Consider the following 26,832-nt stretch of genomic DNA (forward strand, 5'->3'; position numbering starts at 1 on the left):
CCGGGCCCGACTAGTTGACGTCGGCGATGCCGGTGATCCGGTGCAGCGCGAACCGGTGGACGGCCGCACGGGTCTCGTCGTAGGCGGTCAGATAGCCGCCCTCCATCCGGGCCGGCTCCAGGATGCGACTGGTGGCATGACCTTGCGAGTCGAGATAGCCGATCCACACCCGCGCCCCCTGGCGGATCGCCTCCTGGAGCGCGCTGATCGTCGCGGTCGAGGGAGAGCGCGGGACCTGCCCGCGGGGTGCGTCCGACGGCCCGCGCCGCGCGAGGTGGGCGTCGTCCCCGGCCCTGATCGCGCGTACGGCCGCGGCGACCATGTCGGGGTCGGGCCCGGTCGCGGTCCCGCCGCGCGCGAGCGGCTGGCCCTCGGTCCGCCGGGTGTCCGCCCGTGACACCAGCACGTCCCCTTCCAGGGACTCCGCCACGGGGGAGTAGCCCATCGCGCGCAGCGCGTCGACCAGCGTCGCACGGGACGTCTTGGAGGCGAGGACGGTGGGCGCGAGCCGCCGCAGGCGCAGTACGGACGCCCGCCGGTCGGCCACCACCTCGTCCAGGACCGCGGGGTCGTCGCAGCGGATGTAGGCCGAGGCCGTACCGACCCTGATGCGGCCGTGCCTGCGGGCCACGTCGGTGACCAGATAGCGCAGCGGCTGCGGCACCGGGGTGGCGGAGTGTCGCTCCAGCATCGTGAGCAGTTCGTCCGCCGACTGGCCGGCGTCGAGCGCCCGCCTGATCGACCCCTCGCCGAACCGGTAGACGGTCGCGCCGCCCTTGGACTCCACGTCCGCCGCCAGCGCCAGCCAGCGGCCGAGATCGCTGGTGAGCGGCCCCGGCGCCACAGCGGTCAGGTCCGCCTGCAGCAGCACCTTGTCCACGGGCTCGGGCAGCAGCGGTGCCAGCAGCTCCGCCGGGGCCTTCCCGGCACCGCCTCCGCCGCCGGCCCCCTGGCCGTACGGAGGGCCGGATGGAGGGCCGTACGGAGGGAAGGCGCGCAGCAGCGCGCGGCCATGGCCGGACAGGACGCCGAGCCCGGTGACGCCGAGGTGCTCGGCCTCGCGCAGCGTGAGCTCGGCCAGCCGGTCGCGGTGCGCGACCCGTCGGCGTGGCTGCTCCCACGCGAGGCGGCCGATCACCGACGCGGGCGTGGGGGCGATGCCGGGGCCTGCCGCGCCGAGTACGGACAGCGTGCGCAGGCGCACCTCGGAGGCGGCCGACCTGCGGAGATCCGGGTGCAGGGCATTGATCGGACGGTCGCGATCGTCACGCTCCCCGATCAGGCCGGGGGCGCGGTCCATGCCCGCCCAGGCCGAGGCGAGCAGGGTCCATCGGTCCTCGGTGGCCTTGAGCCGCCAGGCGTCGTACGCGGCGGTCGGCAGCCACTCCCCGTCGACGGACCCGCCCGACGCGACGAGTCCGGCCGCGTGCGCCACCTCCACGACGAGCCCGGTCGCCCACTCGGGGAGGTCGAGAATCTGCGCCGTCCGCTTCAGATCCCGTACGGCGAGGCCGCCGGCGCGCAGGACGCCCGGAGGATCGTGGCTCCAGAGCTCGCAGAGCTCCTCGACCGTGCGGACGAAGGTGAACGCCTGGCCGGCGGCGGTCCGGTCGGCCAGCGTCTGGTCGCGGGCCACGCCGTCGAGCTCGGGCGGTCCCGGGGACAGGTCGCGGTGGACGCGTCCCGCGCGCAGGTACAGCGCCACCTCGCGGGGCAGCGCCACGGTCTCCTCGCCGGTCGCCCCAAGGAGGCCGCGCGCCAGAAGCTGCTCGACCGGCGACCGCGCCGTGGCCGTACGGACCTCACGCCTGGCGCCGGCCACCCGGCCGCTCGGCGGGCCCCAGGCCAGCTCGTCCAGCGCCGCGCGGGCCTGCGGGGACACCTCGCCGATCAGCCGCCCGAGGGTGGCGGGGTCGGCGAGCAGCGCCGCCAGCCGCCGCCCCGGAGGAACGGCCGGATCCGTCGCGTCCGTCGCGTCTGTCGCGGCCGGGGCGATGTCGGCGATACCGGTGATGTCGGCGAGCAGAATCGTGAGGGACTCGGGGGAGTGGTGCCGGAACACGTCCGTCGCGGGCGGCCCGAGACCCGCCGGAGGATCGAGCGCCTCCTTGACCCCGGGCGCCGGCAGCAGCGCGTCATCGGGCCCGAAGATCAGGCATGCCGTCCTGAGCCGGTCGACGGCCTCCCGGAGCGCCGTGTCCAGCTCCGCGGCGTACCGCTTGTCGCTCGCGCGGCTTCCGTGGGGGAGGGCACGGGCGAGGATCGAGCGCAGCTCCGCGTACGCGAGCGGACCGGGCTGGAGGATCAGCGTCTCGGCGACGGACAGGGAGAAGCGGTCCAGCCGGTCGAGCGCCCGGCCGACGGCCGACGGCGTGCCCGCGCGCGCCGCCAACCCCTCGACGTGGGGCGGGACGGGCATGATGAGCTCCGGACGTGCCGTCACGAGGGCACGGAGCTGCTCGTCCGCGCGGCCGCGCAGCCACGCGGTGAAATCACCGTCCATCCCCTCACTCATCTCTTCATCGTAGGAGTACGGGTGCGGGTGATTCGCCTGGAAGGCGGCCCGCGGCCCCGCGAAACCACCGGGAGCCGTGGCCGGGGCGGGACCCGCGGCCTGGCCAGGGGGGTCGCGCCATATGCCGGTGCGCGGTACCGCGCACTTTGGCATCCTTTATCGGGTGAACTCGGTGGGATTCGACCTTGACCTGACCCTGGCCGACACGCGCGCGGCCATCGCCGCCGTGTATGAGGCGATGTCGCCGCGGCTGGCCTACCCCATCGACGTGGACGTGGTGGTCTCCCGGCTCGGGCCTCCGCTGGAGGAGGAGCTGGCCTACTGGATGCCGGAGGAGGAGATCCCCGCCGCCGCCGCGCTGTACCGGGAGCTCTATCCGCGGATCGCGCTGCCCATGACGGGGCTCATGCCCGGCGCCGGCGAGGCGCTCGCCGCGGTCCGCCGGGCGGGTGGCCGGATCATCGTCGTCACCGGCAAGAACGTGCTGGACGCCCGGCGCACCGTGGACGCCCTGGGGTTCGAGGTGGACGAGGTCGTCGGTTCGCTTTTCGGGGCCGACAAGGGCGAGGCCCTCGCGAGTTTCGGTGCCGGAGCATATGTTGGAGATCACGTGGCCGACATTGATGCGGCGCGTGCCGGTGGTGCCACGAGCGTCGCGGTGGCCACCGGTTCGTTCACGGCGGACCAACTAGTCGATCATGGAGCTGACGTGGTGCTGGAGGACCTCACCCAGTTCGTCGCGTGGTTCGACTCATGGACCGCCGTATCCGCGTAAAACACGGCCGTCAGGGCGGTCCACAGGCGCCCTTCGCGGGCATAACCTACATCCATTCCTTTCACGACAGTCTGAACGAGGTCACCCCTGTGCCGAGTGGCAAGGTCAAGTGGTACGACGCCGACAAGGGATTCGGCTTCCTCACGCGCGACGACGGCGGTGAGGTATTCGTGCATTCATCGGCGCTGCCCAAGGGCGTGGACGTCCTCAAGCCCGGGCAGAAGGTCGAGTTCGGAGTGGCCGAAGGCCGCCGCGGTCAGCAGGCCCTGTCGGTCCGTGTTCTGGAGCAGCCGCCCACCCTCGCCAGGGCCGCTCGGGTGAAGGGCAAGCGCAAGAAGCCAGACGAGATGGTCGTCATCGTCGAGGATCTGATCAAGCTGCTCGACGACATCTCGACGTCCTACCAGAAGGGCAAGCAGCCGGACGCCGCGCACGCCAAGAAGGTCGCGAGCGTGCTGCGCGCCGTCGCGGACGACATCGACGGCTAGACGGCCGATCAGCCTCTAGTACGGGTTGGTCAGCGGCTTGGTGTCGTCCCGCCGGGGCCGCAGGGGCTCGCGCGGGACGACCGGTGTGATGTCGGACTCCTCGTGGGGCGCCCACGCGGCACCCTGCGGGGTCGGCGCCCCGCCGCCCGGCGCGTCCGGTGGTGTACCACCGGGCTCGGGGACGCGCCCCGCCGTGGCGGCGAGCCGGGTCCGCCGCCGGACGAGCAGCCACACGAAGGTGACGGCGAGCCCGGCGGAGACCACCGCGAGCCCGGCCGGGCCGTGCGCGGACAGCGACATCACCAGCCCGGCCAGGCCGCCGAACACCCAGGCGATCTGGAGCAGCGCCTCGGCGACGCCGAACGTCGACGACCGCACCTCCTCGGCGATCTCCCGCTGGATGATCGCGTCCAGCGCCAGCTTGCCGAGTCCCTGGGCGAAGGCCGCGGCCAGCGCCACGACGACGGCCGTCCACAACGTGAAGAAGACCGCCGTGACCATCGTGGTGACGGTGGCCAGGGCGAGGGTGCCCAGGATGATGATCTGCGGGGAGCGTGACCGCGTCCACGACGCGACCGCCGCTCCGAGGAAGCCGCCCCCGCCCGCGGCGACGGCGAGCAGGCCGAGCGTGATGTGCGGGGCGAGGCCGGGGATGTTGCCGTCCTGCACGAGGAAGAGCAGGAAGAAGACGAGGAACCCGGCTTGGACGCGGATCGCGGCGTTCGCGCGCACGGCCTCGCCGACCACCGGGCCGACCCGGATCAGCTCGCGCCATCGATGCCGTGACCGGGCCTTCCTGCCCTGACCGGTCCCGAGGCCGGCCTTGTGATCGGCGCCGAGATCGGTGCCCTGGCCGGCGCCGGGCGTACCGGTCTCCTGGGCGGTGTGCGGTGCGGCGCCGAGATCGGCGGTGACGCCCAGTTCGGGATCGGCCTCGGGACCCGGTTCGAGATCCGGTTCGAGGTCGGCGTCGAGATCGGCTTCGAGATCGGGGGAGTCGACGTGGCGCGGCAGCCGTACGGCGGCGACACCCGCGACGAGGAAGAGCGCCGTGGTGGCGCGCAGAACCCAGTCGGCCCCGATCCAGGCGGTCAGCCCGGTCGAGAGGCCCGCCGCCGCGCCCGCGGCGACCAGTGCGAACAGCGCAACCCGGGCGTTCGCCGCGACCAGCGTGATGTCGGCGGGCAGCACACTCGGCATGATCGCGGCCCGGGACACGTTGTAGGCCTTCGACAGGACCAGCACGGCGAGGGCCGCGGGAAAGAGGGTGAGCGCGTCCGACGGCCGGATCGCCGCGGCCATGCCCCAGCACAGGAGTCCCCGCGCGAAGAGCGTTCCCGCCATGACGTAACGGCGGCCGGAGCGGAAACGGTCGAGTACCGGGCCCACGAAGGGCGCGACCACCGTGAACGGGATCATGGTGACCAGGAGGTACAGCGCGACCTGGCCGCGCGCCTGGCCGACCGGCAACTTGAAGAACAGCGCTCCCGCCAGGGCGACGGTGACGAACGCGTCGCCCGCGGAGTGCGCGGATGTGAGCTCGATCAGGCGGCCGAGACCGGTTCGCCCGGCTCCCTGCGCGTGGGTGAGCCTGCGCGTCGCCTGCCCGAGACTCCGGGTGCCCCGGCCGAGCCGCCGACCGGCGTGCGCGGCCGAACGGCCCGCCCGGCGGGTGGCTCCCGCGGTGGCGTGGCTCGCGCGCCGTACTCGGTTCCAGGCATTCGCCACGAAGAACGACTCCCTTCCCAGCTGGGGAATTCCAGTCTTACCCACTGATCGGGGTGCCGTCCGCTCGCGGAGTGGGTGAAAATGGAGTGTGAGTCGCACCCGAACCCGAAGCACCGCAGCGGACCAGGCATGCGCTGCGGCCGTCGAGCTGGCCCGCCGGGCCGCCGAGGAGGTCGCCCGGCCCGCGGAGGTGGGCGAGCATCTCGGCTTCGACAGCGAGGGCGACCGCGTCGTCACGCATTTCTTCGATTGTCTTGATCGAGCGTACAAGGGCTGGCGCTGGGCCGTGACGGTCGCCCGCGCGTCGCGGGCTCGTGTCGTGACGGTGAGCGAGACCGTGCTGCTGCCCGGGGCGGGCGCGCTGCTCGCCCCGAGCTGGGTGCCGTGGAACCAGCGGCTCCTCCCCGGAGACCTCGGCGTGGGCGACCTGCTGCCGACCGAGGCCGACGACGACCGGCTGGCCCCGGGATTCACCGCCACCGACGACGACTCCGACCGTCAGATGATCTTCGAGTACGGCCTGGGCAGGGCCCGGGTGCTCTCGGCTCTCGGCCGGGATCTCGCGGTGCGCCGCTGGCACTCCGGCGAGTCCGGCCCGCACAGCCCCATCGCGCACGCGGCCCCGGCCCAGTGCTCCACCTGCGGGTTCTACTGGCCGCTCGCGGGCGCGCTGCGGCTCGGGTTCGGCGTCTGCGCGAACGAGTACGCCCCGGACGACGGCCGTGTCGTCGCCGCCGACCACGGCTGCGGCGCCCACTCCGAGGCCACCACCGTCCCGTCGATGATCGTCGACCAGCCGCCGCCGATCCTGGACGATCTGGGATACGACCTGCTGCCCGCCGAGACCGAGGAAGAGGTGGTCGTGGCGGCGACCGAGGGGCTCGCGCCCAACGGTGGACCCGCCGAGTCCGCCGGTTCCGTGGACGAGTCCGACTCGGAACCGCTCGGTCACTCCTGATTCACGCCCCATCGGCCGGCGGGGCGCGTCCCGCCGGCCGTACCCGGGGTCCCTTGGAACCGGCGCGCGAGCAACCTCTGATGTTCGGGCAGGTTACCGGCCTTCTGCACCGATTTACGCGTGATCGCGGCGGTACGTGGAAGTGTGCGGGGGTTGGTTAAGGTACGTCCGGACGTGGCGGCGAGATCTGGGACCTGGGGGCTCTAAAGATGAACGACTCCTTCGGCACCGCGCGGATGCGCGACACCGTTCTCGCGGCGTGGACGGCCTCTCCCGCCCGGTTCCGCGAGGACGCCAACGCGGAGGAGGACTTCGCGCTCGGCGGCTACCGTGACCGGCTGGTCGTCGAGCTGGCGCAGAACGCGGCGGACGCCGCGCTGCGCGCCGGACTGCCCGGCCACCTGCGGCTGACCCTGCGTGACGGCGTCCTCCTCGCCGCCAACACCGGAGCCCCGCTGGACGCCGAGGGCGTGGAGGGCCTGTCCACGCTGCGGGTGTCCGGCAAGAAGGACGAGACGGGCGCCGTCGGCAGGTTCGGGGTGGGATTCGCCGCCGTGGTCTCGGTGTGCGACTCCCCGTCGGTCACCTCGCGCAAGACGGGCGGCGTGCGCTGGTCGCGTGAGGAGACGGCCGCCCTGGTGGCCGACCGGCCCGCCCTGGCCGCGGAGCTGACCGGGCGGGAGGGGCACGTGCCCCTGCTCCGCCTGCCCTTCCCCGGTGAGCCCACCGAGGTGCCGGACGGCTTCGACACGCTCGTACGGCTCCCGCTGCGGGACGAGGCGGCGGAGCGGGCCGTGCGCAGGATGCTGCGGGAGGCCGGACCGGCGCTGCCGCTGGCCATGCCGGCGCTGTCCACCATCGAGATCGAGCTCGACGGGGAGACCCGCACGATCTCCGCCGAGGGCTGGCACTTCGTCACCGCGTCGGGCTCGTTCACCTCGGAGCAGGTGGCCGAACTGTTCGCCGACCGGCCCACCGAGGAGCGCTCCCGGCCGTACTGGCAGGTCCGCTGGGCGGTGCCGACGGCGGCCTCCGGCGAGCCGCGTCCGCTGCCGGACGACGTGCCGCCCGTCGTGCACGCGCCGACGCCCAGCGACGAGCCGCTCGCCCTCCCCGCGCTGCTCATCGCCACGCTGCCGATGGCCACCGACCGGCGGCACGCCGCCCCCGGCCCGCTGGCGGAGTTCCTGGTCGAGCGGGCGGCGGACGCGTACGTCGAACTGCTGGCGTCGCTGCCGCGCACGCCGCGGCTGCTCGACCTGGTGCCGGGGCTCATCGGCAAGGGAGAGCTGGACGCGCGGATCCGCCGCGCGATCCTGAACCGGCTCCCGGACGTCCCCCTGCTGCCGGCCATCTCCGCGCCCGAGGAGCCGCAGGACGGCTCCGGCGTGGCAGGAGAGGCGATCCAGGCGTCCGGCGACGGCGGTCCGGGCTGGCTGGTGGCCGGTCGTGAGGCCAGGGTCGTGGCCGGTCCGGCGGAGTTCCTGGAGAAGATCGCCGACATGGTGCCCGGGCTGCTGCCCGCGGGCTGGTCGGCCCGCCACCCGGCGCTGACCGCCCTCGGCGTACGCCGGGTCGAGCTGGCCGACGTGATCGACATGCTGTCCGGAGACGCCGTGAAGGACAGGGAGCCCGCGTGGTGGCGGTCGCTCTACGAGGTGCTTCCCGCGGACGACCCCGAGGCGGTCGGCGCGGTTCCCGTCCCGCTGGCGGACGGCCGGTTGGTGCGGGGGCCGCGCGGCACGCTCGCTCTGACGAACGGCTCGGGTGACGGCTCGGGTGACGGCTCGGGCGGGGGTGCCGGGCCGCTCGACCCGTCCGTCCTGGCGCCGCTGGGGCTGCGCGTCGTGCATCCCGACGCCGTGCACCCGCTGCTGCTGCGGCTGGGCGCGGCCGAGGCGACCCCGCGCACCGTCTTGGAGGACCCCCTCACCCACGCCGCGGTGACCGAGTCGCTGGACAGCGCCGACCCCGAGCCGGTGGCGCAGGCCGTGCTCGCCCTGGTCGAGGCGGCCGGGCTGTCGGCGGGGGAGGCTCCGTGGCTGGCCGAGCTGGCGCTGCGCGGCGCGGACGGCGAGCTGTACCCCGCGGGCGACCTGCTGCTGGCCGAGGGCTCCCTGGCCACGCTGATCGATCAGGACGTGCCCTTCGGCGTCGCGGCGCCCGACCTGGTGGAGCGGTACGGTTCGCACGTCCTGGCGGCGGCCGGTGTGCTGGACGGGTTCGCCGTGGTGAACGATGCCGACGTGCTGCTCGACCCCGAGGACTGCGACCACGATCTCGACCTGGAGGACGAGTGGCTGGAAGCGGTGCTCGACCTGCTGCCCGAGCTCGACGTCCCTCCGGTCGCCCGCGAGTTCGCCGCCGTCCGTGACCTGGAGTACGTCGCGGACTGGCCGGCCGCGCTCGCGCTCCTGTCCCGCCCGCCGTTGCGCGCCGCCCTTCAGCCGCTGCGTGTGCTGGTCTCGGGAGAGGTCGTCGAGATCCCGTCGTACACCTCGTGGTGGCTCTCCACCCATCCGGTGCTCGACGGCAGGCGGCCCACGTCCCTGCGGCTCCCCGGGGGCGACCCGCTCCTGTTCGGCCTGTACGGCGACGCGCCCGCCGGGGTGGACGAGGTCGCGCTGACGATGATCGGCGTCCGGTCGTCGCTGGCGGAGCTGCTGGCGTCGCACGGCGGCCCGGACGAGTTGCTCGACCTGCTGGCCGATCCGTCGATCGAGGTGGACCGGGCCCAGCTCCGCGCCCTGTGGATCGCCCTCGCGGCGGTCGACCCGACGCGGGTGCGCCCGCCGTCGGCGGTACGTGCCGTACTGGACGGGGCGATCGTGGTGGCGGACGCCGAGGACGGGCGGGTCCTCGACGGGTCGAGCCGGGAAGAGCCGGCCGAGGGCCCGGGGGAGCCGGTGGTGGTCGAGGCGCCGGACCTGCTCGCCCTGGTGGCGGACCGGCCGCTGGTGCTCGCGCCGTTCGACCTGGCCGAGGCGTTGTCGGAGCTGCTCGACCTGCCGCTCGCGGGCGAGCTGGTGAACGGCGTGGTCACGTCGTCGGGCGAGGAGCGGCCGGTGCCCGCGGAGGTGCGCTCGCTGCTGCCGTCGGCTCCGCTGAGCTATGTCGAGCACGGAGAGCTGCTGGTGGACGGCAGGCCCGTGCCGTGGCGCTTCTTCGAGGGGAAGGTCCACGCGTCGGGGATCGAGGGGCTGGCGCGTGGGCTCGCCTGGGCGTCCGGGCAGTGGGGCGACCGCCTCGCCGTCGCGGCGTTGCTGCGTGATCCGGAGCGGGTTCCGCTGCTGCTCGCCGAGGCGGATCTCGACTCCTGAGACCGTCGCGGCGGCCGGTTCACTCGGGCGCTCCTTATGGGGCGCCTGACGGATGCCGGCCGCGCGCACTGAGGGCTTGACTCGTCAGTCTTCCTAGCGGCGGTCGCGATGGCGGATGTAGGCGAGGCCGAACAGTCCGAGCCCGATCCCCGCCGCGCAGGTCCACAGCCATCGGCTCTCGTCCGGCCGCGCGACCAGCAGCACGACCAGCGCGACCAGCCACAGCGCCGTCCCGACGAGGATGGTCGCGGTGTCGTTGGTCTTGATCGGCTCGAGGTCCGGCCGGGGCTGCTGGCTCACGGGACCCAAGCTTAAAGCCACCGCAAATCCGCGGAGCGGCGGATGGCGCGTTCACAAGGGCGGAGGCCGGAGCCCGTAGGGCCGGCGATACCACCGCGGCAGTGGATCCGGGCCCCGGAGCGAGCCGAGGGAATGGTGCATCTCATCCAAGCAGTAAAATATGCACAAAACGGTCACGGAACCGTCACACTGACCACCAAACTCTTTTCGCAGGTGATACCGCCTGCCACTCTTCGCGCGTGAGTAACAGCATGAATCCTCGGGCCACCGGCTTTCTTGATCGTTTCTTCTTCATCTCCGAGCGTGGCTCGACCATCGGCCAGGAGGTACGCGGCGGGTTCGCCACCTTCTTCACGATGGCGTACATCGTCGTGCTCAACCCCATCATCATCGGCACGGTGGCCGACAAGACCGGCAACCTCCTCGGCGGCGGCACCGTCCCCAACTTCCCGCTGATCGCGGCGGCGACCGCGTTCGCGGCCGGAATCCTGACGATCGCGATGGGTGTGTTCGGCCGCGTGCCGCTGGCCCTGGCGACGGGGCTCGGCCTGAACGCGTTCGTGGCCGTCGGCATCGCCTCCCAGATGTCCTGGGCGGAGGCCATGGGCCTCGTGGTGCTCGAAGGCATCGTGATCGCGATCCTCGTGCTCACCGGTTTCCGGGTCGCCGTGTTCAACGCCATCCCGGCCCAGTTGAAGACGGCGATCAGTGTTGGCATCGGTCTGTTCATCGCGTTGATCGGGTTCGTCGACGCGGGCTTCGTCCGCCGCATCCCCGACGTCGCGGGTACCACCGTCCCCGTGAAGCTGGGTGCTCTCGGCAACGGATCGCTCACCGGATGGCCCACGCTGGTCTTCGTCGTCGGCGTGATCGTGACCGCGTTCCTGATCGCCCGCAGGTTCAAGGGCGCCATCCTCATGGGCATCATCGGCACGACGATCCTCGCGATCATCGTGGAGGCCATCGCGCAGATCGGCACGCAGATCACGCCGGGCAAGCCCGTCAACCCCAACGGCTGGGCGCTGATCAAGCCGGAGTGGCCCTCGACGTTCCTGGAGCTGCCGGACCTGTCGCTGCTCGGCCACTTCAACCTCTTCGGCGGCTTCGCGAAGGTCGGCGGCGTCGCGGCGATCCTGCTGGTCTTCACCCTCTTGCTCGCCGACTTCTTCGACACCATGGGCACCGTCGTCGGCGTCGGCCGTCAGGCCGGGCTGGTCGCCCCTGACGGCACGATGGAGCGGACCCGGGCCATCCTGCTGGTCGACTCCCTCGCGGCGGCCGGCGGTGGCGCGGCCGGCGTCTCGTCCAACACCACCTACGTCGAGTCCGCCGCCGGAGTGGGCGAGGGCGCCAGGACCGGTCTGGCCAGCGTGGTCACCGGCCTCCTGTTCCTCCTGGCCATGTTCTTCGCGCCCCTGACGAAGGTCGTGCCGTCCGAGGCGGCGACCCCGGCGCTGATCATCGTCGGCTTCCTGATGATGACGCAGATCCGGGAGATCGACTTCAGCGACTACGAGATCGCGATCCCGGCGTTCCTCACGATCGTGCTCATCCCGTTCACGTACTCGATCACGGCGGGCATCGGCGCCGGGTTCATCACCTACGTGTTCATCAAGACGCTGAAGGGTCACGCGCGGCAGGTCCACCCGCTGCTCTGGATCGTCGCGCTGCTCTTCCTGATCTACTTCACCGTGGAGCCGATCAAGTCCGTCCTCGGTCTGTGACGTCCCGCCTCGTCGTACGCTGACGCCGTACGCGCCGCGCGACCTTCGCGGTCCTTCCGCGAGGGTCGCGTTTTGCGTTTTTTTGACGTAAGCCCGAACCGTGGAATACCGGCCACAACCGGTATAGTTAGCAAAGGTAATGACGCATGCTAACGAACGAACCCAAGACAGAACCGATCGCGAACCTACGCTCCGACGCAGGGCTGGCGTCCGCGCTGCGCGTCTCCCTGGCGCGGCTGAATCGACGGCTGCGCAAGCAGGCCGCGGGGCACGCCTTGACGCCCACCCAGCTCGCGACGCTGGCCGCCGTCGAGCGGCACACCGCGATGACGCCCGGAGAGCTGGCGGAGCACGAGAAGGTGCAACCGCCCTCGATGACTCGCGTCATCGCAAAACTGGAGGAGCGCGGCCTGCTGGCCCGCAGCCCCCATCCCACGGACCGGCGGCAGGTCAGCGTGAGTGTGACGGCCGCGGGAGCGACGCTCCTCAAGGAGGAGCGGCGGACCAAGGAGGCATGGCTGGCCCGGCGGCTGAAGGAGCTGACGGCCGAGGAGAGGGCGACGCTGAGGGCGGCGGCGCCGATCCTGGAGAAACTCTCCAAGAGCTGACCCGCGCCGAGGAGGCCGGGGACGCCGAGCCCGCCTGCGCCGCGGTCCCCGAACCCGGCACCGAACCCGGCACCGAACCCGGCACCGAATGCGGCGAAGAGCCTGACGCGCATGCCCGGACCGCGCCGGCGCCCGCGCGCGGCGGCATGTTCCGGTCGCTGCGCAACCACAACTACCGGCTGTTCGCGGCCGGCGGCATCGTGTCCAACGTCGGCACGTGGATGCAGCGGACCGCTCAGGACCTGCTGGTCCTCCAGCTGACCGCCGGCAGCGGGGTGGCGCTCGGCGTGACCGTCGCGCTGCAGTTCCTCCCGGTGCTGCTGTTCGGGTTGTGGGGCGGGATGCTCGCCGACCGCTACCCGAAGCGGCCGGTGCTCATGGTGGCCCAGTCGCTCATGGGCGTGCTCGCCCTCACCATGGGCCTGCTCACTCTCACCGGGTCCGCCCAGGTCTGGCATGTGTACGTGATGGCGTTCGTCCTCGGCGTGATCTCCTGCGTCGAGGTCCCCACGCGGCAGTCGTTCGTCGTGGAGATGGTCGGCCGCGACGACCTGTCGAACGCGATCGCCCTCAACAGCTCGACGTTCAACCTGGCCCGGGTCTTCGGGCCGGCTCTGGCCGGAGTGCTCATCTCCTGGATGGGCACCGGTCCGATCTTCCTGCTGAACGCGGTGTCGTTCGCCGCGGTGATCGGCGGCCTCGCGATGATGCGTACGTCCGAGCTGCGCACCCCGGAACCGGTGACGCGCGCCAAGGGCCAGCTCCGCGAGGGGCTGCGGTACGTCGGGCGGCGTCCCGACCTGCTGCTGCCGATCCTGATCGTGGGCTCGATGGCGATATTCACGCAGAGTTTCTCGACCAGCATCGCGCTCATGGCGACCGAGGTGTACGGCGCGGGCGCGTCCTCGTTCGGCGTCGCGTCCAGCGCGTTCGCCGTCGGCGCCCTCGGCGGGGCGCTGCTGGCCGCCAAGCGGGTCAGGCCGAGCCGCAGGTTCCTGATAATCGGCGCGATCTGCTTCGGCGTGTTCCAGGCCGTCGCGGGGCTGGCGCCCGGCTACCCGGCGTTCCTGGCGTTCCTGATCCCGGCCGGCATGGCCGTGGTCACGGTGAACACCACCGCCAACGCCACCGTCCAGATGGGCGCGTCGCCCGAGATGCGCGGACGGGTGATGGGGATCTACGTCCTCGTCTTCACCGGTGGCGCTCCCATCGGCTCGCCCCTGGTGGGCTGGCTGGCCGAGATGGCCGGGCCGCGGGTGTCGGTCGTCGTGGCGGGCGTGCTCAGCGTGCTCGGCGTCGGCCTCGCCGTACTGGTGACCAGGATCGTGGCCGCGCGGACGCGCCCGGAGAAGGCGCTGGAAGGGGCGGCGGCCGAGATTCCCGGTGACGCTTCGGGCGCGGCCCGGGTCGAGACGCCGGACGAGGCGGCGGAGCCCGTGACGGTGCCGCCGCGCTGGAGGCTGCGGCGGGCCGCCTGACGGTCCGCCGGGCCGCCCGGCCCTCCCTCGACGCCGATGGGCGCGGATCGGGGCCGGGCCGCCGGACCCTCCCTCACGCCGATGCGCGCCGATGGGTGAGAATCGCTGGGTGAGCAGGTTGTTCGTGGCGCTGTCGCCGCCTGCCGGCGTGCTCGCCGAGATCGCCGCCGAAGTCGGCCCGAGGCGGGCGGAGTGGCCGGATCTGCGGTGGGTGGACGACGCGCTGTGGCACGTCACCCTCGCGTTCCTCGGTGAGGTGCCCGACGAGGTGCTGCCCGAGCTCGAGGTACGGCTGGCGCGCGCGGCCTCGCGCTACGCGCCCATGACGGTGTGGTTCGGCGCCGCGGGGGCGTTTCCCTCGCCCGGCCGGGCCAGGACCTTCTGGATCGGCCTCAACACCGTTCCCGCCGGGTCCGCGAGCGCCCGGGACGCGTACGCAGGCCCTCCCGGCGACCTCCAGGAGAGCTCTCACGGGGATGATCACGGGGGTGCTCACGGCCGATCGCCCTCGGGGCCGTTCGCGGAGCCGCTGGTACGGCTGGCGGCGTCGCTCGCCGCCGGCGCGCGGCGGGCCGGGGCCGCGGAGGTGGACCGGAAGTCGTTCCACCCCCACCTGACCCTGGCCCGCTCACGGGCCCGCTCACGGCACGGCGACGATCTGCGGTCGCTCGTCTCCTCGATGAGCGCGTTCCACGGGCGCGAATGGGAGGCGGGAGCCGCCCATTTGGTGCGCAGCCATCTGGGATCCCATGTTCGCTATGAGCAGGTCGCGGTCTACTCACTCGGTGGACGCGATTAGGCTCCAATGCGTGGATCGTCCTCGTCGCTGGCTGCTGCCCACGGTGCTCGCGCTGCTCGTGCTCATCGTGGTGGTCGGAGCGTTGCTCCGCTAGCTACCAGGCGTACTCCTCGGGAGCGGTCTTGAAGCCGGGGAAGATCTCGTCGAGACGGGCGAGCGCCTTCTCGTCGAGTGTGATCTCCAGGGCCTTCATCGTCCCGTCGAGCTGGTCCAGCGTGCGCGGCCCGATGATAGGCGCGGTGACGGCCTTCTGGTGGAGCAGCCAGGCCAGGCCGACGTTCGCCGGGTCCTCGCCGAGCTCGTCGCAGAACCCCTCGTATCGCTCGATCTTGTCGCGGTGCTTCTCCAGCTCCTTGGCGATCACGTCCGAGGCGGAGCGACCCTTGTCGATCTTGCGGAGGATGCCGCCGAGCAGGCCGCCCGCGAGCGGGCTCCACGGGATCAGGCCGAGCCCGTAGTCCTCGCACGCCGGGATGACCTCCAGCTCCGCCGCCCGGACGAGCAGGTTGTAGTGGGACTGCTCGGAGACCAGCCCGAGCGAGTTACGACGGCGGGCGGACTCCTGCGCCTTGGCGATGTGCCAGCCGGCGAAGTTGGACGAGCCGACGTACAGGATCTTGCCCTGCTGCTTCAGGATGTCCATGGCCTCCCAGAACTCCTCGAACGGGGTGTTCCGGTCGACGTGGTGGGCCTGGTAGAGGTCGATGTAGTCGGTCTGCATGCGCTTCAGCGACGCGTCGCAGGCCCGGCGGATGTTGAGCGCCGACAGGCGTCCCTCGTTCGGCCAGTTGCCCATGTCGCCGTAGAGCTTGGTGGCGATGACCGTCTTCTCGCGGCGGCCCCCGCCCTGGGCGAACCAGCGCCCGATGATGTTCTCGGTGATCCCCTCGCCCAGCTTCCATCCGTACACGTTGGCCGTGTCGAAGAAGTTGATCCCCAGCTCATGGGCGTGGTCCATGATGGCGAAGGAATCGGCCTCCGAGGTCACGGGGCCGAAGTTCATCGTGCCGAGGCAGAGCCTGCTGACTTGGAGACCTGTGCGGCCGAGCTGTCCGTAATCCATGGAGTCCACACTAGGAACCTGGAGTGGACTCCAGTCGAGCGCATCCGGCGCCGAATCCACCCGATCACGGCCGGCGCGGCCCGGCCCCGGCGTCGGCGCGGGTTCCGTCGGGAATGATTGGCGCATGGGGAGCGGGACGGGGAGATTGCCGATGCGGAGGACAAAGCACTCGGACGGCCGCGCCGGTGGGCGTCTGCGCCGGCTGGTGCCGCCGATGCTCGCCCTCGTACCGGTGCTCGCCCTGCTGCTCGGCGCCGGTCCCGCCACGGCTGAGCAGGCGACCGCCGGGACAGGCTTCTCCGCGACGCGGGACGGCGAGCGGCTGCTGTTCAGCTTCAGCGACTCGCGGATCGACGAGTCCAGCGGTCTCGCGGTCTCGCCCACCCATGACGACATCGTCTACACCCACAACGACAGCGGCGACAGCGCGCGGTTCTTCGCCGTCGGCACGGACGGGCGGACCCGGGCCACGTTCAGGCTGGCCGGGGTGACGGCGCGGGACTGGGAGGCCATGGCCGCCTCCGTGGACCCCGCGACCGGCAAGGGCGTGCTGTGGTTCGCCGACATCGGGGACAACCTCGACGGCGCCTGGCCGGACGTCTCGGTGTACAAGGTCGCCGAGCCGGAGACGATGCGGTCGGCGACGCTCCAGGCCACGCGGTACCGCTTCCGGTACGAGGGCGGCGCCAGGAACGCCGAGGGCCTGATGGTCCACCCCAAGACCGGCCGGCTGTACATCGTGAGCAAGGAGTTCTCCGGCTCCGTCTACGCGGCGCCCAAGAGCCTGCGGACCGACCGGGTCAACCTGCTCCGCCGGGTCGGCCCCGCGCCGATCATGGCGACGGACGCCGCGTACGCGCCGGACGGGTCGAGCTTCGTGATCCGCACCTACTTCTCCGCCTCGCTCTACCGCGCGCCCGGCGATCTCATCGCCCATCTCACGATGCCGCCGCTCAGGCAGGCCGAGTCCATCACGTACACGCGGGACGGCAAGGCGCTGCTGACCGGCTCGGAGGGAGCGGGCAGCCCGGTCTACCTCGTGCCGCTGCCGGCCGGTGTCACGTCGGCCTCGGCATCGGCCTCCCCGACGCCGGCTGAGGCCGCGGACGCCCCGGCCGGTACGGCACGGCCCGCCGACACGGGCTCCACCGCGGCGTCGGGCGGACGGGAGAGCGGCGGGATCCCGCTCTCGATGGTCGCGCTCTGGCTGGGGACGGCCGTCGGGGCGATCGGCATCATCACCGTGATCGCCTATCGGACCGCGCGCTGACCTCCGGGACGGTGGGTCACATCCTGGCGACGAACGGCTCGCCGCGCAGCGCGTGCTCCACCAGCTCGATCGACCGGGCCAGGCGGACCAGGCGGGGGCCCTCGCGGCGGTAGGCGTCCAGCACGGCCTCGACGGCGTGCGGCGGCAGGTGGCCCTTGAGCTCGACCGCGGCGCCCCGATAACCGGCCCTCGCCGCCTCGATCTCGGCCTGGACGTGGTGGCGGGCCATCCGGGCGAGCGCGAGCGGATGCCGCCTGAGCACGCCGTACGCGCGGTAGTCCGGCGGGACCGCGTCGAGCAGCCACGCCGCCGCCGACTCCTCCCAGTCGGGGGTGTCCGGCGGGCGCACCTCGGACGGCCATCCGGGAGGCAGATACACGCCGACCAGCATACCGAACAAGAGTTCGATCAAGAGGGCTGTCCCTTGGGGTGTCGTCTGCGCTAACTTGCGATGATGCGCGTTCTGGGGGCGAAAGCCGTACGTCCATGAAGATCGGGGTGATCGGCGCCGGCATCCTCGGGCTGGCCGTGGCCCGGGAGCTGGCGGGCTCGGGCGCCGATGTGACTGTGCTCGACAAGGAGAGCCGGGTCGGGGCGCACCAGACCGGGCACAACAGCGGGGTCGTGCACGCGGGCATCTACTACGCCCCCGGATCGCTCAAGGCGCGGCTGTGCCGGGACGGCGCCGCCATGCTCCGGGAGTACTGCGCCGAGCACCGCCTGCCGTACGACGAGGTGGGCAAGCTGGTCATCGCCTCGACCCGCGCGGAGCTGCCCGGCCTGCGGCGGATCGCGGCCAGGGCACGCGAGAACGGGGTGCCCGGAATCGCCGAACTGGACGCGCTCGCCCTGCGCGAGATCGAGCCGTTCGCGGTGGGCGCGGGCGCGGTGCACTCGCCCACCACCGCGATCACCGACTTCCCGGCCGTCGCCCGCCGCCTCGCCGAGGACCTGGCCGCCATGGGCGGTGCCGTACGGCTGTCGCATCCGGTCAGGCGGCTGCGCGAGACCGCGAGCGGCGTCGAGGTGATCGCGGGACGGTCCAGGTTCACGTTCGACGCGGTCGTCTCCTGCGCCGGCCTGGGCACGGACCGGGTGGCCGCGCTGGCCGGGGCTCCGGGAGACGTGCGGATCGTGCCGTTCCGCGGGGAGTACCAGCGGCTGGCGGGCGCGGCGCGTCACCGGGTGCGCGGGCTGATCTACCCGGTGCCGGACCCGCGCTACCCCTTCCTGGGCGTCCACCTGACGAGACGGATCGGCGGGGAGGTCCTGGTCGGCCCCAACGCGGTCATGGCCCTGGCGTTCGAGGGGTACCGGTGGCGGGACGTGTCGCCGGGCGATCTGCGGGAGATCCTCGGCTGGCCGGGCACGTGGCGGATGGCCGGGAGGAACTGGCGCACCGGTGTGCACGAGGTGTACGGCTCGCTGGCGAAGGACGCCTTCCTGGCCGCGGCCAGGCGCTATGTCCCCTCGCTCGGTCCGGGCGACCTGGAGCCGGCGGAGGGAGGCGTGCGCGCCCAGGCGGTCGGCCGGGACGGGCGGCTGCTCGACGACTTCGCGATCGACGTCCACGGACGGATCGTGTTGGTCAGGAACGCGCCGTCGCCTGCGGCCACGGCGAGCCTCGCTATCGCCCGACATGTCGTCTTAACGGTGCCTTTAAGGTAAACCTCATATAGTGCTCGATGCCCCGAACGTCATCTTCACGTTGCCTTAAGGAAATTCGGTCAACATGTCATGGTGAGCGAATTCCCAGAAGCCCGGTTGCTGATCGTTGAAGACGAGCCCAACATCCTGGAACTGCTGGCGGCCAGCCTGCGGTTCGCCGGATTCGAGGTCACTACCGCCTCCAACGGAGGTGAGGCGGTCGCGGCGGCCCAGCGCCACCGGCCCGACCTGATCGTCCTTGACGTGATGTTGCCCGACATGGATGGATTCGACATCGTCCGCCGCCTGCGTGGTGGCGGAACGCATACGCCTGTCGTCTTCCTCACCGCGCGGGACGCCACCGAGGACAAGATCCGTGGGCTCACCCTCGGCGGCGACGACTACGTGACCAAGCCGTTCAGCCTCGAAGAGGTCATCGCCCGCATCCGGGCCGTGCTCCGCCGCACGGCGGGTGACCCGATGGCGCCGCCGCCCCGGCTGACCTTCGCCGACATCGAGTTGGACGAGGAGTCCCACGAGGTGTGGCGCGGTGGCCGCGCGATCCCGCTCTCCCCGACCGAGTTCAAGCTGCTGCGGTACTTCATGGCGAACGCGGGGCGGGTGCTGTCCAAGGCGCAGATCCTCGACCATGTGTGGGACTACGACTTCCGCGGTGACGCCGGCATCGTCGAGTCGTACGTGTCGGTGCTCCGTCGCAAGGTCGACAACTCCCATCCGCGCCTGATCCACACGCTCAGGGGCGTCGGATACGTCATGCGAACGCCCCCGTCCGGCGTCGTGTAGCCATGGCGGGGAGGTGGTCGGACCGCACGCCGCTGCGGATCAAGCTGATCGCCGCGATGCTGGCACTGGTCGCCGTCGCCCTCGCCGTCATCGGTGTGGGCAGTGTCTCGGTGCTCAAGGGCTACCTCGTCGACAGGGTCGACGCGCAACTCGACATGGTCGCGAGGGACGTCGGCAGGCAGATGAAGCGCAAGCCGCTGGAACTCGTCCGGCTGCGCACCCCACCCGACGGCTGGGTCGCGATCTACGGCGGCGACGGCGGGCTGATCGCCTCGCAGGCCGGGATGTCCGTCGAGGGCCTGCCCGGGCCGCTTTCCCCGCCCCGTGACACCGAGATGCCGCAGACCGTCGCGGCCGAGTCGGGAAACGGCATGTGGCGGGTGCGCGTCGTGCGAGGCGAGGACGGCGGAAGCGCGCTCGTCGCCGTCGACCTGGACTCCGTCCAGCAGATCACCACCCGGCTCGCGCTCATAGAACTGCTGGGGAGCGCCATCGTCATGGGCGTGCTCGCCGTGGTCGGCATCGTCACCGTACGGCGGAGCCTGCGCCCGCTGACCGAGATCGAGCGGACCGCGGAGGCCATCGCCGACGGCGATCTCAGCAGCCGGGTGCCCGACCGTCATCCGCGTACCGAGGTGGGGCGGCTCTCCCGCTCGCTCAACGGCATGCTGTCCCAGATCGAGTCGGCGTTCCAGGCGAAGGCGTCGTCGGAGGCGGCCGCACGCGAGTCGGAGGCGCGGATGCGCAGGTTCGTGGCGGACGCGTCACACGAGCTGCGCACGCCGCTCACCTCGATCCGGGGGTTCGCCGAGTTCCACCGGAGGGTGCCGGCCGACGGCGGCGACACCGCCCGCCTGATGCGGCGGATCGAGGACGAAGCCGCCCGCATGGGCCTGCTTGTGGACGATCTGCTGCTGCTCGCCCGGCTGGACCAGCAGCGCCCGCTCCAGGAGCATCCCGTCGATCTCCTCGCCATCGCGGCCGAGGCCGTGTACGACGCGCGGATCCTCGAACCGGACAGGGACGTGTCCCTGCTGGTCGACTCCGACGTCGCTCTGATCGTCGAAGGGGACGAGGTACGGCTGCGCCAGGTCGTCGGCAACCTGATGAGCAACGCGATGACCCACACACCCGCGGGGACGCCGGTCACGATCCGGGTCGGGGTGATCGGCGCGCGGGCCGTCGTCGAGGTCGCGGACAAGGGGCCCGGCCTGACACCGGACCAGGCGGAACGCGTGTTCGAGCGCTTCTACCGTGCGGATCTGTCGCGGGCCCGCAGGGACGAGTCGGTCAGCCGGTCCCTGGGCGGTAGTGGTCTGGGGCTGTCCATCGTGGCGGCGATCGTCCGGGCGCACGGCGGCACGGTGACCGTGGAGACGGCGCCGGGCGCCGGTGCCGCCTTCCGCGTCCTCCTCCCGCTGGTCCCCGAGGTCCTGATCCCCGACGAGGCCATGGACGATGACGCGGGATCGGGAGACACGGGATCGGGAGACACGGGATCGGGAGGCACGGGATCGGGAGACACGGTGTCCGGCGCGGGCGTCGGGTGAGGTGACCTCGCCCTCCCGATTTCCACCTGATTCTGAGGCCCTGACTCTGACCTGCCTGACTCTGACCTGCCCGGCTCCGGCTGTCTGGCCCCGACTGTCTGCCCCGACTGCCTGGGTCCGACCGCTTGATTCCGAGTCAGTGGTTCCGGTCCGAGACCGATTCCGGCCCGCTGGATTCCGAGGAGCTCGGCCGACGCGGGCTTCTCGGAATTCCCCGGCGTCACCTCCCCGGGGTCGCGTCACCTCCCGGTCTCACTTGCCGGGCCCCCGTCGGGGTCGGCGTGGGGGTGAGTCCTGGGAAGGTCCCGTCCGGGAACGTCCCCGGGCCGGAGGCTCCGCTCGACACGATCACCTGGTCGCCCTCGTCGAGGCCCTCGACGATCTGGATGTACTGGTCGCTCTCCACGCCGGTCTTCACCTGACGCCGGACGTCCTGGTCGCCGCTGCGCACGGTGACCGTCGCCGTCCCGCCGGATCCGATCTCCACGGCGCGCGCGGGGACGTAGACCGCGTTCTCGGCCTCGTCGGTCGTCACCTGGACGTACGCGGTCTGCCCGACCAGCAGGTTCTCGGGTGAGCTGGAGAGGGCGACGCGCACGCCGTACCGGACGAGCTGGTCGCTCGTCGTCGCGGTGACGTCGATGTGGGTGATGGTTCCGGTGAACTCCTGGCCGGGGTGGGTGTCCATGGTCACCGTGGCCTGCTGTCCGACCTTGAGCTTGCCGACGTCGGACTCGGTGAACAGCGCGTTCACCTGGAGCTCGTCCAGGTTGCCGAGGGTGATGAACGCCGATCCCGCGCTCGCCGTGTCCCCGGCCTTGCCGCCGACGGTCATGACCGTGCCCTTCGAGGGGGCTTTGATGATCACTCCGGCCAGCGCCTCCTTGGCGTCCGCGAACTCGCGCTTCGCCGTGGCGAGGTCGGCCTCGGCCTGCTCGACCGACGTGGTCCCCCCGCCCATGCCGGAGCCGCCGCCTGAGCCGGCGCCGGAGGAACCGCCCGCCGCGCCTCCGGAGGCGCCGGTGCCGGACGAGCCGCCCTGAGGCGAGGCGCCGCCGGTGGAACCGTTCGATCCCGTGGCGCGGTTCCCGGTGGTGGACTTCCCGGTGCCGGTGCCGGTGCCGGTGCCGGTGCCGCAGGTCGCGGCCGGGCCGGACGTCGTGGAGGGCCTCGCCGACGCCTTCCCCGACGGGCTCGCCGACGGGTCCGCTCCACCGCCGGTCGTCGCGGCCGGCGAGAAGCCAGAGGAGCCGCCTACCCCGCCGGACCCGGTGTTCGTGGTCACGGTGAGCATCTTGACGATGGTCTCGATGATGCCCTGGGTGACGGTGACCGTCTCCCTGACGGTCACTCGTTCCTTGATGATGATCGTCTGGGTGACGGTGACCGTGGGGGCCGGGTTCGGCCGGTTCTCCTGTGTCGGCTGGGCCGGCTCAGGTGTCGACGCGGAATCCGAGGGTTCCGGTGTCGGCTGTGCGTGCGCCCGCCGCGAGGACTGCTTCACCTCGGAGGACTGCCGTACGGTCTCCTGGCCGGCCGATCCCGGCTCCGACGTCGTGGTGGTCGTGACCGTGGAGATCGGGGTGGGCTCGGAGGTGGTCGTGGAGATCGGCGTCGGGCGCGACGTCGTCGTCGAGATCGGCACCGGGGTGGAGGAGGTCGTCACCGCCGGGGCGGCGGGGGTCACCACGACGGGGCCGACCACCGAGGGCGACGGAGCGGCCGAGGACGCCGCGGGCGTCGCCGAGGCGCCGCCGCCTCCGGGCGGGCAGGTCGCGGCGGCGGAGGAACTCGGGCCGGCGGACGGCGCGGCGGACTGCCGGGACGTCGTCCGGTCCGACGTGGACGTGGAGGAGCGGTCCGACGTGGGGGAGGCCGTGGAGGAGCTCTCCGCCTCTTCGGCGTCGTCGAGCGCCTCGTACGCGGCGGACAGCGCGGCGCGGGCCGCGAGGTAGTTCTCCCTGGCCTCCGTGCCGTCGACGCGTGCGAGGGCCTGTCCCGCCCGGACCTTCTGGCCGGGTCTGACGTACACCTTCCGCACGGTGCCCGAGGCGCTGAACGACAGGTCACGGCTGTTGGCGTCCACCGTGTTGCCGCTCGCGGAGATGGCAGAGGTCACGTTGCCGCGTTTGGCGGCCACCAGCTCGATCCTCGCGGTGGTGGCGGTCTCGTCGCCGCCACCGAGAAGGTAGACGCCGCCACAGGCGAGTACGGCGCAGGCGAGGGCCAGACCTCCTGTGCGAAGGACCTTGGGCGGAACAATCATGCGCAAAATGGTGCTGGTGCCAGGTCATACCAGGCTCAGGTGCGCCTGAGAGTTGTCTGTGTAGGTGTCCGCGTACGGGCGCAGTTGTCAGCAAAGCTTCAGGCACGTCCGAAGTTGGCTCAAGCCCCGCCAGGCAGGGTGAAGGCCCGTGAAGCTGTCGACCAGGCGCAGGGCGCTGATCGTGAACGGCACCCTCGGGGTGCTGGTGGCGGGTGGTGCGGTCGCCGCCTATCTCTCCCTCGTGGGCACCGCGGCCGGTCCCGCGAGCGCGGCCGGGGGTTCCACCGTGACCGTCGGCCGGGGCACGGTCCTCGACTCGGTCTCGGCCTCCGGCTCGCTGGAGAGCGCTCGGAGCGCGTCCCTCGACTTCCGTACCAGCGGGACGATCTCCTCGATAAACGTAAAAGAGGGCCAGAAGGTCAAAAAGGGGCAGGTTCTCGCGAGGTTGGACGGCTCCTCGCTGAGGGACGATCTCACCGCCGCGTCCGCGAGCCTCACGGTGGCCAAGGAGCAGAACGAGAGCCAGGCGACCGCCTCCAGCTACTCGCAGTACGTCAAGGCGCTCAACTCCTACAAGAGCGCCAAACGGGCCCTCGCGGAGACCGTGCTCAAGGCGCCGTTCAGCGCCACGGTCACCGCGATCAACGGCGTGATCGGCGACACGGCTGGATCCTCGTCAGGAGGTGGCGGAGGGGCGTCGTCCGGAGGGGCGTCGTCCGGAGGTGGCGCGGCCGGGGCGTCGTCGGGAGGTAGCTCGTCCGGCTCCTCCGGGACGATCGAGCTGATCGACACCTCCCGCATGCAGATCGTCGGCAACTTCACCGAGTCCGACGTCACGAAGCTGAAGGTCGGCCAGGCGGCCACGATCTCGTTCGACGCGCTCAGCGGGGTGACCGCCCAGGGCAGGGTCAGCATCATCAACCCGGTCGCCACGACGAGCAACAACGTCGTCCAGTACCCCGTGACCGTCACGCTCACCGAGATCCCCGACGGCGTGCGACTCGGCCAGACGGCCACGGTCGCGGTCGTCGTGGACAAGGCCGAGAACGTGGTCACCGTGCCCACCTCGGTGATCACCACCACCGGTGGTCGTACCACGGTCACCCTGCTGCGCGACGGGCGGCGAGTGACGCAGACCGTGGAGGTCGGCGTCGAGGGCGACGACACGGCGGAGATCAGGTCCGGCGTCTCCGAGGGCGACCAGCTGGTACGGCCGGCCACCACGTCCGGCGGGACGAGCGGATCCACCGGGATCGGCGGCGGCCGGATGCAGGGCGGTTTCGGGACCGGTGGCGGCGGGGTGCCCGGCGGCATGCCGGGTGGCGGCGGCGGACCGGCCGGTGGCCGATGAACGAGCCGCTGAACGGGCCCCTGAACGGGCCCACGGCCCGGCCCGGTGACGGCGCGTACAGCGCGGGGAACGGCTGGACGACCGCCGTGCCGTGCGACCCGCCGCCCGCCGACAGCCCGCGCGACGATGTCCCGGGCGGCGAGGCATCCGGTGCCGAGCCGGTCCTCCTCATCCGTGACGTCAGGAAGATCTACGGCGAGGGCGAGGCGACCGTGCACGCCCTGCGCGGCGTCTCGCTGACCGTCGAACGCGGCGACTACGTGGCGATCATGGGCGCGTCCGGGTCCGGCAAGTCCACGCTGATGAACATCATCGGCTGCCTCGACATCCCGACCACGGGGACGTACCTGCTCGGCGGCACCGATGTGGGCGTGCTCGACGACGTCCAGCTCGCCCGTGTGCGCAACCGGAGGATCGGGTTCATCTTCCAGTCGTTCAACCTGATCCCCCGGATGAGCGCGCTGGCGAACGTCGAGCTTCCCCTGGCGTACGGAGGGGTGCGGGCGGCCGATCGCCGCCGCCGGGCGCTGGCCGCGCTCGGGCTGGTCGGGCTGGCCGACCGGGTGGGGCACCAGCCGAACGAGCTGTCCGGCGGGCAGCAGCAGCGGGTCGCGGTCGCCCGCGCACTGGTCACCTCGCCGACGCTGCTGCTCGCCGACGAGCCGACCGGAGCCCTGGACAGCACGTCCACCCGGGACGTTCTGGCGATCTTCGACCGGCTGAGCGTGAGCGGCAGGACCATCGTCGTGATCACCCACGAGGACGACGTCGCCGCGCACGCCAAGCGTGTCATCCGGCTGATGGACGGTCAGATCGTCGAGGACCGCAGGCAGGCGCCGGTGGACGGGCCGCCGCCCCTCGCCGGGCTCCGACCCCCCACGGAAGCGGTGAGTGACCGATGAACGCCCTGGAGATCACCCGGTTCGCGGTACGCGGCCTGACCGCGAACAAGATGCGCAGCGTCCTGACGATGCTGGGCATCCTCATCGGGGTCGCCGCGGTCATCCTGCTGGTCGCGGTCGGTCAGGGATCGTCGGAGTCGATCAAACAGCGGATCCAGAGTCTGGGGGCCAACACCCTCACCGTCTCCGCGTCGTTCTCCGGCGGGTTCGGCGGCCCCGGAGGCCGGTCGGGCGGCGGTGGAGGCCCGCGCACCCAGGCGCGGGGGCTGACCCTCGACGACGCCCGCGCGCTCGCCGGATCGGGCAACGCTCCCTCGGTCAAGAGCGTCTCGCCCGTGGTGACCGCCTCCTCCGCCACGACGACGTACGAAGGGGCGAGCCACGACATATCCCAGGTCGTCGGCACGTACCCCAGCTATTTCGAGGCCACCAACAAGCCGGTCGCCTCGGGCGCGTACTTCACGAACCAGGACGTCACGGGGGTCCGCAAGGTGGTGGTCATCGGGAAGACGGTCGCCGAAGAGCTCTTCGGCCAGGCCGACCCGGTGGGCGGAAGGGTCAGCATCGAGGGCGTCTCCTTCACGGTCGTCGGCGTGCTGAAGGAATCGGGCTCCACCGGCGGCCAGGACGCCGACGACATCGCCATCGCGCCGCTGCCGGCCGTACAGCAGACGCTGTCCGGGTACGGCTCGCTCGGCAGCATCGTCATCCAGGCCACGAGCGCCGAGACGACGGACGCCGCTGAGGCGGAGATCACCGCGATTCTCAACCAGCGGCACGACATCACGGGCAGCGCGACGGCCGACTACCGGATACTCAACCAGGCCAGCCTGCAGGAGACGGTGACCGAGGCGACCGGCACGTTCACCGTGCTCCTCGGCGCGGTCGCGGCGATCAGTCTCCTCGTCGGCGGCATCGGCATCACGAACATCATGCTCGTGACCGTGACGGAGCGGACCCGCGAGATCGGCATCCGCAAGGCGATCGGCGCGCCCCGGGGGGCCATCCTCGGACAGTTCCTCATCGAGGCGACCCTGCTCAGCCTGATCGGCGGCCTGCTCGGGGTCGGCGTGGCCGTCGCGGGCAGCCAGTTCACGATCGCCGGGGTGCGGCCGGTCATCGTGCCGCAGTCGATCGTGCTGGCTCTCGGCGTCTCCGTCGCCATCGGCCTGTTCTTCGGCAGCTATCCCGCCAACCGCGCCGCGAAGTTGCGCCCGATCGAGGCACTGCGCTTCGAGTGATCCCGCGCCGCCGCGCGGTGACCCGAGGCGAGCACCCAAACCAGG

General features: G+C 71.9%; 21 protein-coding genes. 15 read left to right on the forward strand and 6 right to left on the reverse strand.

What is annotated here, in order from left to right; all coding sequences use genetic code 11:
• Positions 1-10: 10 nt before the first annotated feature.
• On the reverse strand, positions 11-2,515 hold the full coding sequence (locus tag AB0I59_RS09260) for a helicase-associated domain-containing protein (protein ID WP_358131632.1): 2,505 nt from the start codon (positions 2,513-2,515) through the stop codon (positions 11-13).
• Positions 2,516-2,678: 163 nt separating this feature from the next.
• Between AB0I59_RS09260 and AB0I59_RS09265 the strand changes: the two genes are divergently transcribed.
• Positions 2,679-3,290 (forward strand): HAD family hydrolase, encoded by a 612-nt coding sequence (locus AB0I59_RS09265; protein ID WP_358131634.1) that lies wholly within the window; start codon positions 2,679-2,681, stop codon positions 3,288-3,290.
• Between the two features lie 89 nt (positions 3,291-3,379).
• Positions 3,380-3,778, forward strand: coding sequence for a cold-shock protein (locus tag AB0I59_RS09270; protein ID WP_061260809.1), 399 nt, complete (start codon positions 3,380-3,382; stop codon positions 3,776-3,778).
• 15 nt (positions 3,779-3,793) lie between these two features.
• Here AB0I59_RS09270 and AB0I59_RS09275 read toward each other — a convergent pair whose 3' ends face one another.
• The gene (locus AB0I59_RS09275) at positions 3,794-5,506 is read right to left on the reverse strand and encodes an MFS transporter (RefSeq protein WP_358131636.1); all 1,713 of its coding nucleotides are present in this window, start codon (positions 5,504-5,506) and stop codon (positions 3,794-3,796) included.
• 88 nt (positions 5,507-5,594) lie between these two features.
• Here AB0I59_RS09275 and AB0I59_RS09280 point away from each other — a divergent pair, with 88 nt between their 5' ends.
• Positions 5,595-6,464, forward strand: a complete 870-nt coding sequence (locus AB0I59_RS09280) for a DUF3027 domain-containing protein (RefSeq protein WP_061260813.1) — start codon at positions 5,595-5,597, stop codon at positions 6,462-6,464.
• Positions 6,465-6,673: 209 nt separating this feature from the next.
• Positions 6,674-9,784 carry a sacsin N-terminal ATP-binding-like domain-containing protein gene (locus AB0I59_RS09285; RefSeq protein WP_358131638.1) on the forward strand — a complete coding sequence of 1,037 codons (3,111 nt, stop codon included), beginning with the start codon at positions 6,674-6,676 and terminating at the stop codon, positions 9,782-9,784.
• Positions 9,785-9,877: 93 nt separating this feature from the next.
• On the opposite strand, the gene AB0I59_RS09290 is transcribed toward AB0I59_RS09285, so the two are convergent.
• Positions 9,878-10,084 (reverse strand): DUF2530 domain-containing protein, encoded by a 207-nt coding sequence (locus AB0I59_RS09290; protein WP_358131640.1) that lies wholly within the window; start codon positions 10,082-10,084, stop codon positions 9,878-9,880.
• A gap of 251 nt (positions 10,085-10,335) precedes the next feature.
• Here AB0I59_RS09290 and AB0I59_RS09295 point away from each other — a divergent pair, with 251 nt between their 5' ends.
• From AB0I59_RS09295 to AB0I59_RS09310, 4 genes are all read left to right on the forward strand, one after another.
• Complete coding sequence (locus AB0I59_RS09295; protein ID WP_061260819.1) at positions 10,336-11,808, forward strand: NCS2 family permease; 1,473 nt, start codon at positions 10,336-10,338, stop codon at positions 11,806-11,808.
• A 146-nt stretch (positions 11,809-11,954) separates the two neighbouring features.
• Positions 11,955-12,416, forward strand: coding sequence for a MarR family winged helix-turn-helix transcriptional regulator (locus AB0I59_RS09300; RefSeq protein ID WP_061260821.1), 462 nt, complete (start codon positions 11,955-11,957; stop codon positions 12,414-12,416).
• Positions 12,323-13,894: an MFS transporter gene (locus AB0I59_RS09305; protein WP_358131642.1), complete on the forward strand. Its 1,572-nt coding sequence runs from the start codon at positions 12,323-12,325 to the stop codon at positions 13,892-13,894. The genes AB0I59_RS09300 and AB0I59_RS09305 overlap by 94 nt, the downstream gene beginning before the upstream one ends.
• Positions 13,895-14,003: 109 nt before the next feature.
• On the forward strand, positions 14,004-14,693 hold the full coding sequence (locus AB0I59_RS09310; protein WP_358131644.1) for a 2'-5' RNA ligase family protein: 690 nt from the start codon (positions 14,004-14,006) through the stop codon (positions 14,691-14,693).
• A gap of 94 nt (positions 14,694-14,787) precedes the next feature.
• Here AB0I59_RS09310 and AB0I59_RS09315 read toward each other — a convergent pair whose 3' ends face one another.
• Positions 14,788-15,756, reverse strand: a complete 969-nt coding sequence (locus AB0I59_RS09315; protein WP_061260822.1) for an aldo/keto reductase — start codon at positions 15,754-15,756, stop codon at positions 14,788-14,790.
• Between the two features lie 151 nt (positions 15,757-15,907).
• Here AB0I59_RS09315 and AB0I59_RS09320 point away from each other — a divergent pair, with 151 nt between their 5' ends.
• Complete coding sequence (locus tag AB0I59_RS09320) at positions 15,908-17,026, forward strand: hypothetical protein (RefSeq protein ID WP_358131646.1); 1,119 nt, start codon at positions 15,908-15,910, stop codon at positions 17,024-17,026.
• A gap of 16 nt (positions 17,027-17,042) precedes the next feature.
• Here the strand turns inward: AB0I59_RS09320 and AB0I59_RS09325 are convergent, their stop codons facing one another.
• Positions 17,043-17,438, reverse strand: a complete 396-nt coding sequence (locus AB0I59_RS09325) for a hypothetical protein (RefSeq protein ID WP_435830925.1) — start codon at positions 17,436-17,438, stop codon at positions 17,043-17,045.
• A 74-nt stretch (positions 17,439-17,512) separates the two neighbouring features.
• On the opposite strand from AB0I59_RS09325, the gene lhgO reads away from it, so the two are divergent.
• The 3 genes from lhgO (at position 17,513) to AB0I59_RS09340 (ending at position 21,027) form a co-directional block, all read left to right on the forward strand.
• Positions 17,513-18,694, forward strand: a complete 1,182-nt coding sequence (lhgO, locus tag AB0I59_RS09330; protein WP_358131648.1) for an L-2-hydroxyglutarate oxidase — start codon at positions 17,513-17,515, stop codon at positions 18,692-18,694.
• A gap of 69 nt (positions 18,695-18,763) precedes the next feature.
• Entirely contained in the window at positions 18,764-19,477 is a 714-nt protein-coding gene (locus tag AB0I59_RS09335) for a response regulator transcription factor (protein WP_061260828.1), read from the forward strand.
• Between the two features lie 2 nt (positions 19,478-19,479).
• Entirely contained in the window at positions 19,480-21,027 is a 1,548-nt protein-coding gene (locus AB0I59_RS09340) for a sensor histidine kinase (RefSeq protein ID WP_358131650.1), read from the forward strand.
• Positions 21,028-21,247: 220 nt separating this feature from the next.
• Here the strand turns inward: AB0I59_RS09340 and AB0I59_RS09345 are convergent, their stop codons facing one another.
• Positions 21,248-23,293 carry an efflux RND transporter periplasmic adaptor subunit gene (locus tag AB0I59_RS09345; RefSeq protein WP_358131652.1) on the reverse strand — a complete coding sequence of 682 codons (2,046 nt, stop codon included), beginning with the start codon at positions 23,291-23,293 and terminating at the stop codon, positions 21,248-21,250.
• Positions 23,294-23,441: 148 nt separating this feature from the next.
• On the opposite strand from AB0I59_RS09345, the gene AB0I59_RS09350 reads away from it, so the two are divergent.
• Genes AB0I59_RS09350 through AB0I59_RS09360 form a run of 3 tightly spaced genes read left to right on the forward strand, consistent with a single transcriptional unit; the run spans position 23,442 to position 26,787 of the window.
• Positions 23,442-24,644: an efflux RND transporter periplasmic adaptor subunit gene (locus AB0I59_RS09350; protein ID WP_358131654.1), complete on the forward strand. Its 1,203-nt coding sequence runs from the start codon at positions 23,442-23,444 to the stop codon at positions 24,642-24,644.
• Positions 24,641-25,546: an ABC transporter ATP-binding protein gene (locus AB0I59_RS09355; protein WP_082777559.1), complete on the forward strand. Its 906-nt coding sequence runs from the start codon at positions 24,641-24,643 to the stop codon at positions 25,544-25,546. Before AB0I59_RS09350 ends, AB0I59_RS09355 begins: the two co-directional genes overlap by 4 nt.
• Positions 25,543-26,787 (forward strand): ABC transporter permease, encoded by a 1,245-nt coding sequence (locus AB0I59_RS09360; RefSeq protein WP_061260838.1) that lies wholly within the window; start codon positions 25,543-25,545, stop codon positions 26,785-26,787. Before AB0I59_RS09355 ends, AB0I59_RS09360 begins: the two co-directional genes overlap by 4 nt.
• Positions 26,788-26,832 lie beyond the last annotated feature (45 nt).

Origin of the sequence: Microtetraspora glauca (genome assembly GCF_040656155.1) — a bacterium.
Classification (GTDB): Bacteria; Actinomycetota; Actinomycetes; order Streptosporangiales; family Streptosporangiaceae; genus Microtetraspora; species Microtetraspora glauca.

Coding starts and splice junctions, on each gene's coding strand:
- AB0I59_RS09260 (WP_358131632.1), bottom strand. CDS start 2,515: ATGAGTGAGGGGATGGACGGTGATTTCACCGCGTGGCTGCGCGGCCGC.
- AB0I59_RS09285 (WP_358131638.1), top strand. CDS start 6,674: ATGAACGACTCCTTCGGCACCGCGCGGATGCGCGACACCGTTCTCGCG.
- AB0I59_RS09295 (WP_061260819.1), top strand. CDS start 10,336: ATGAATCCTCGGGCCACCGGCTTTCTTGATCGTTTCTTCTTCATCTCC.
- AB0I59_RS09300 (WP_061260821.1), top strand. CDS start 11,955: ATGCTAACGAACGAACCCAAGACAGAACCGATCGCGAACCTACGCTCC.
- AB0I59_RS09305 (WP_358131642.1), top strand. CDS start 12,323: ATGGCTGGCCCGGCGGCTGAAGGAGCTGACGGCCGAGGAGAGGGCGAC.
- AB0I59_RS09315 (WP_061260822.1), bottom strand. CDS start 15,756: ATGGATTACGGACAGCTCGGCCGCACAGGTCTCCAAGTCAGCAGGCTC.
- AB0I59_RS09320 (WP_358131646.1), top strand. CDS start 15,908: ATGCGGAGGACAAAGCACTCGGACGGCCGCGCCGGTGGGCGTCTGCGC.
- lhgO (WP_358131648.1), top strand. CDS start 17,513: ATGAAGATCGGGGTGATCGGCGCCGGCATCCTCGGGCTGGCCGTGGCC.
- AB0I59_RS09335 (WP_061260828.1), top strand. CDS start 18,764: ATGGTGAGCGAATTCCCAGAAGCCCGGTTGCTGATCGTTGAAGACGAG.
- AB0I59_RS09340 (WP_358131650.1), top strand. CDS start 19,480: ATGGCGGGGAGGTGGTCGGACCGCACGCCGCTGCGGATCAAGCTGATC.
- AB0I59_RS09345 (WP_358131652.1), bottom strand. CDS start 23,293: ATGATTGTTCCGCCCAAGGTCCTTCGCACAGGAGGTCTGGCCCTCGCC.
- AB0I59_RS09355 (WP_082777559.1), top strand. CDS start 24,641: ATGAACGAGCCGCTGAACGGGCCCCTGAACGGGCCCACGGCCCGGCCC.
- AB0I59_RS09360 (WP_061260838.1), top strand. CDS start 25,543: ATGAACGCCCTGGAGATCACCCGGTTCGCGGTACGCGGCCTGACCGCG.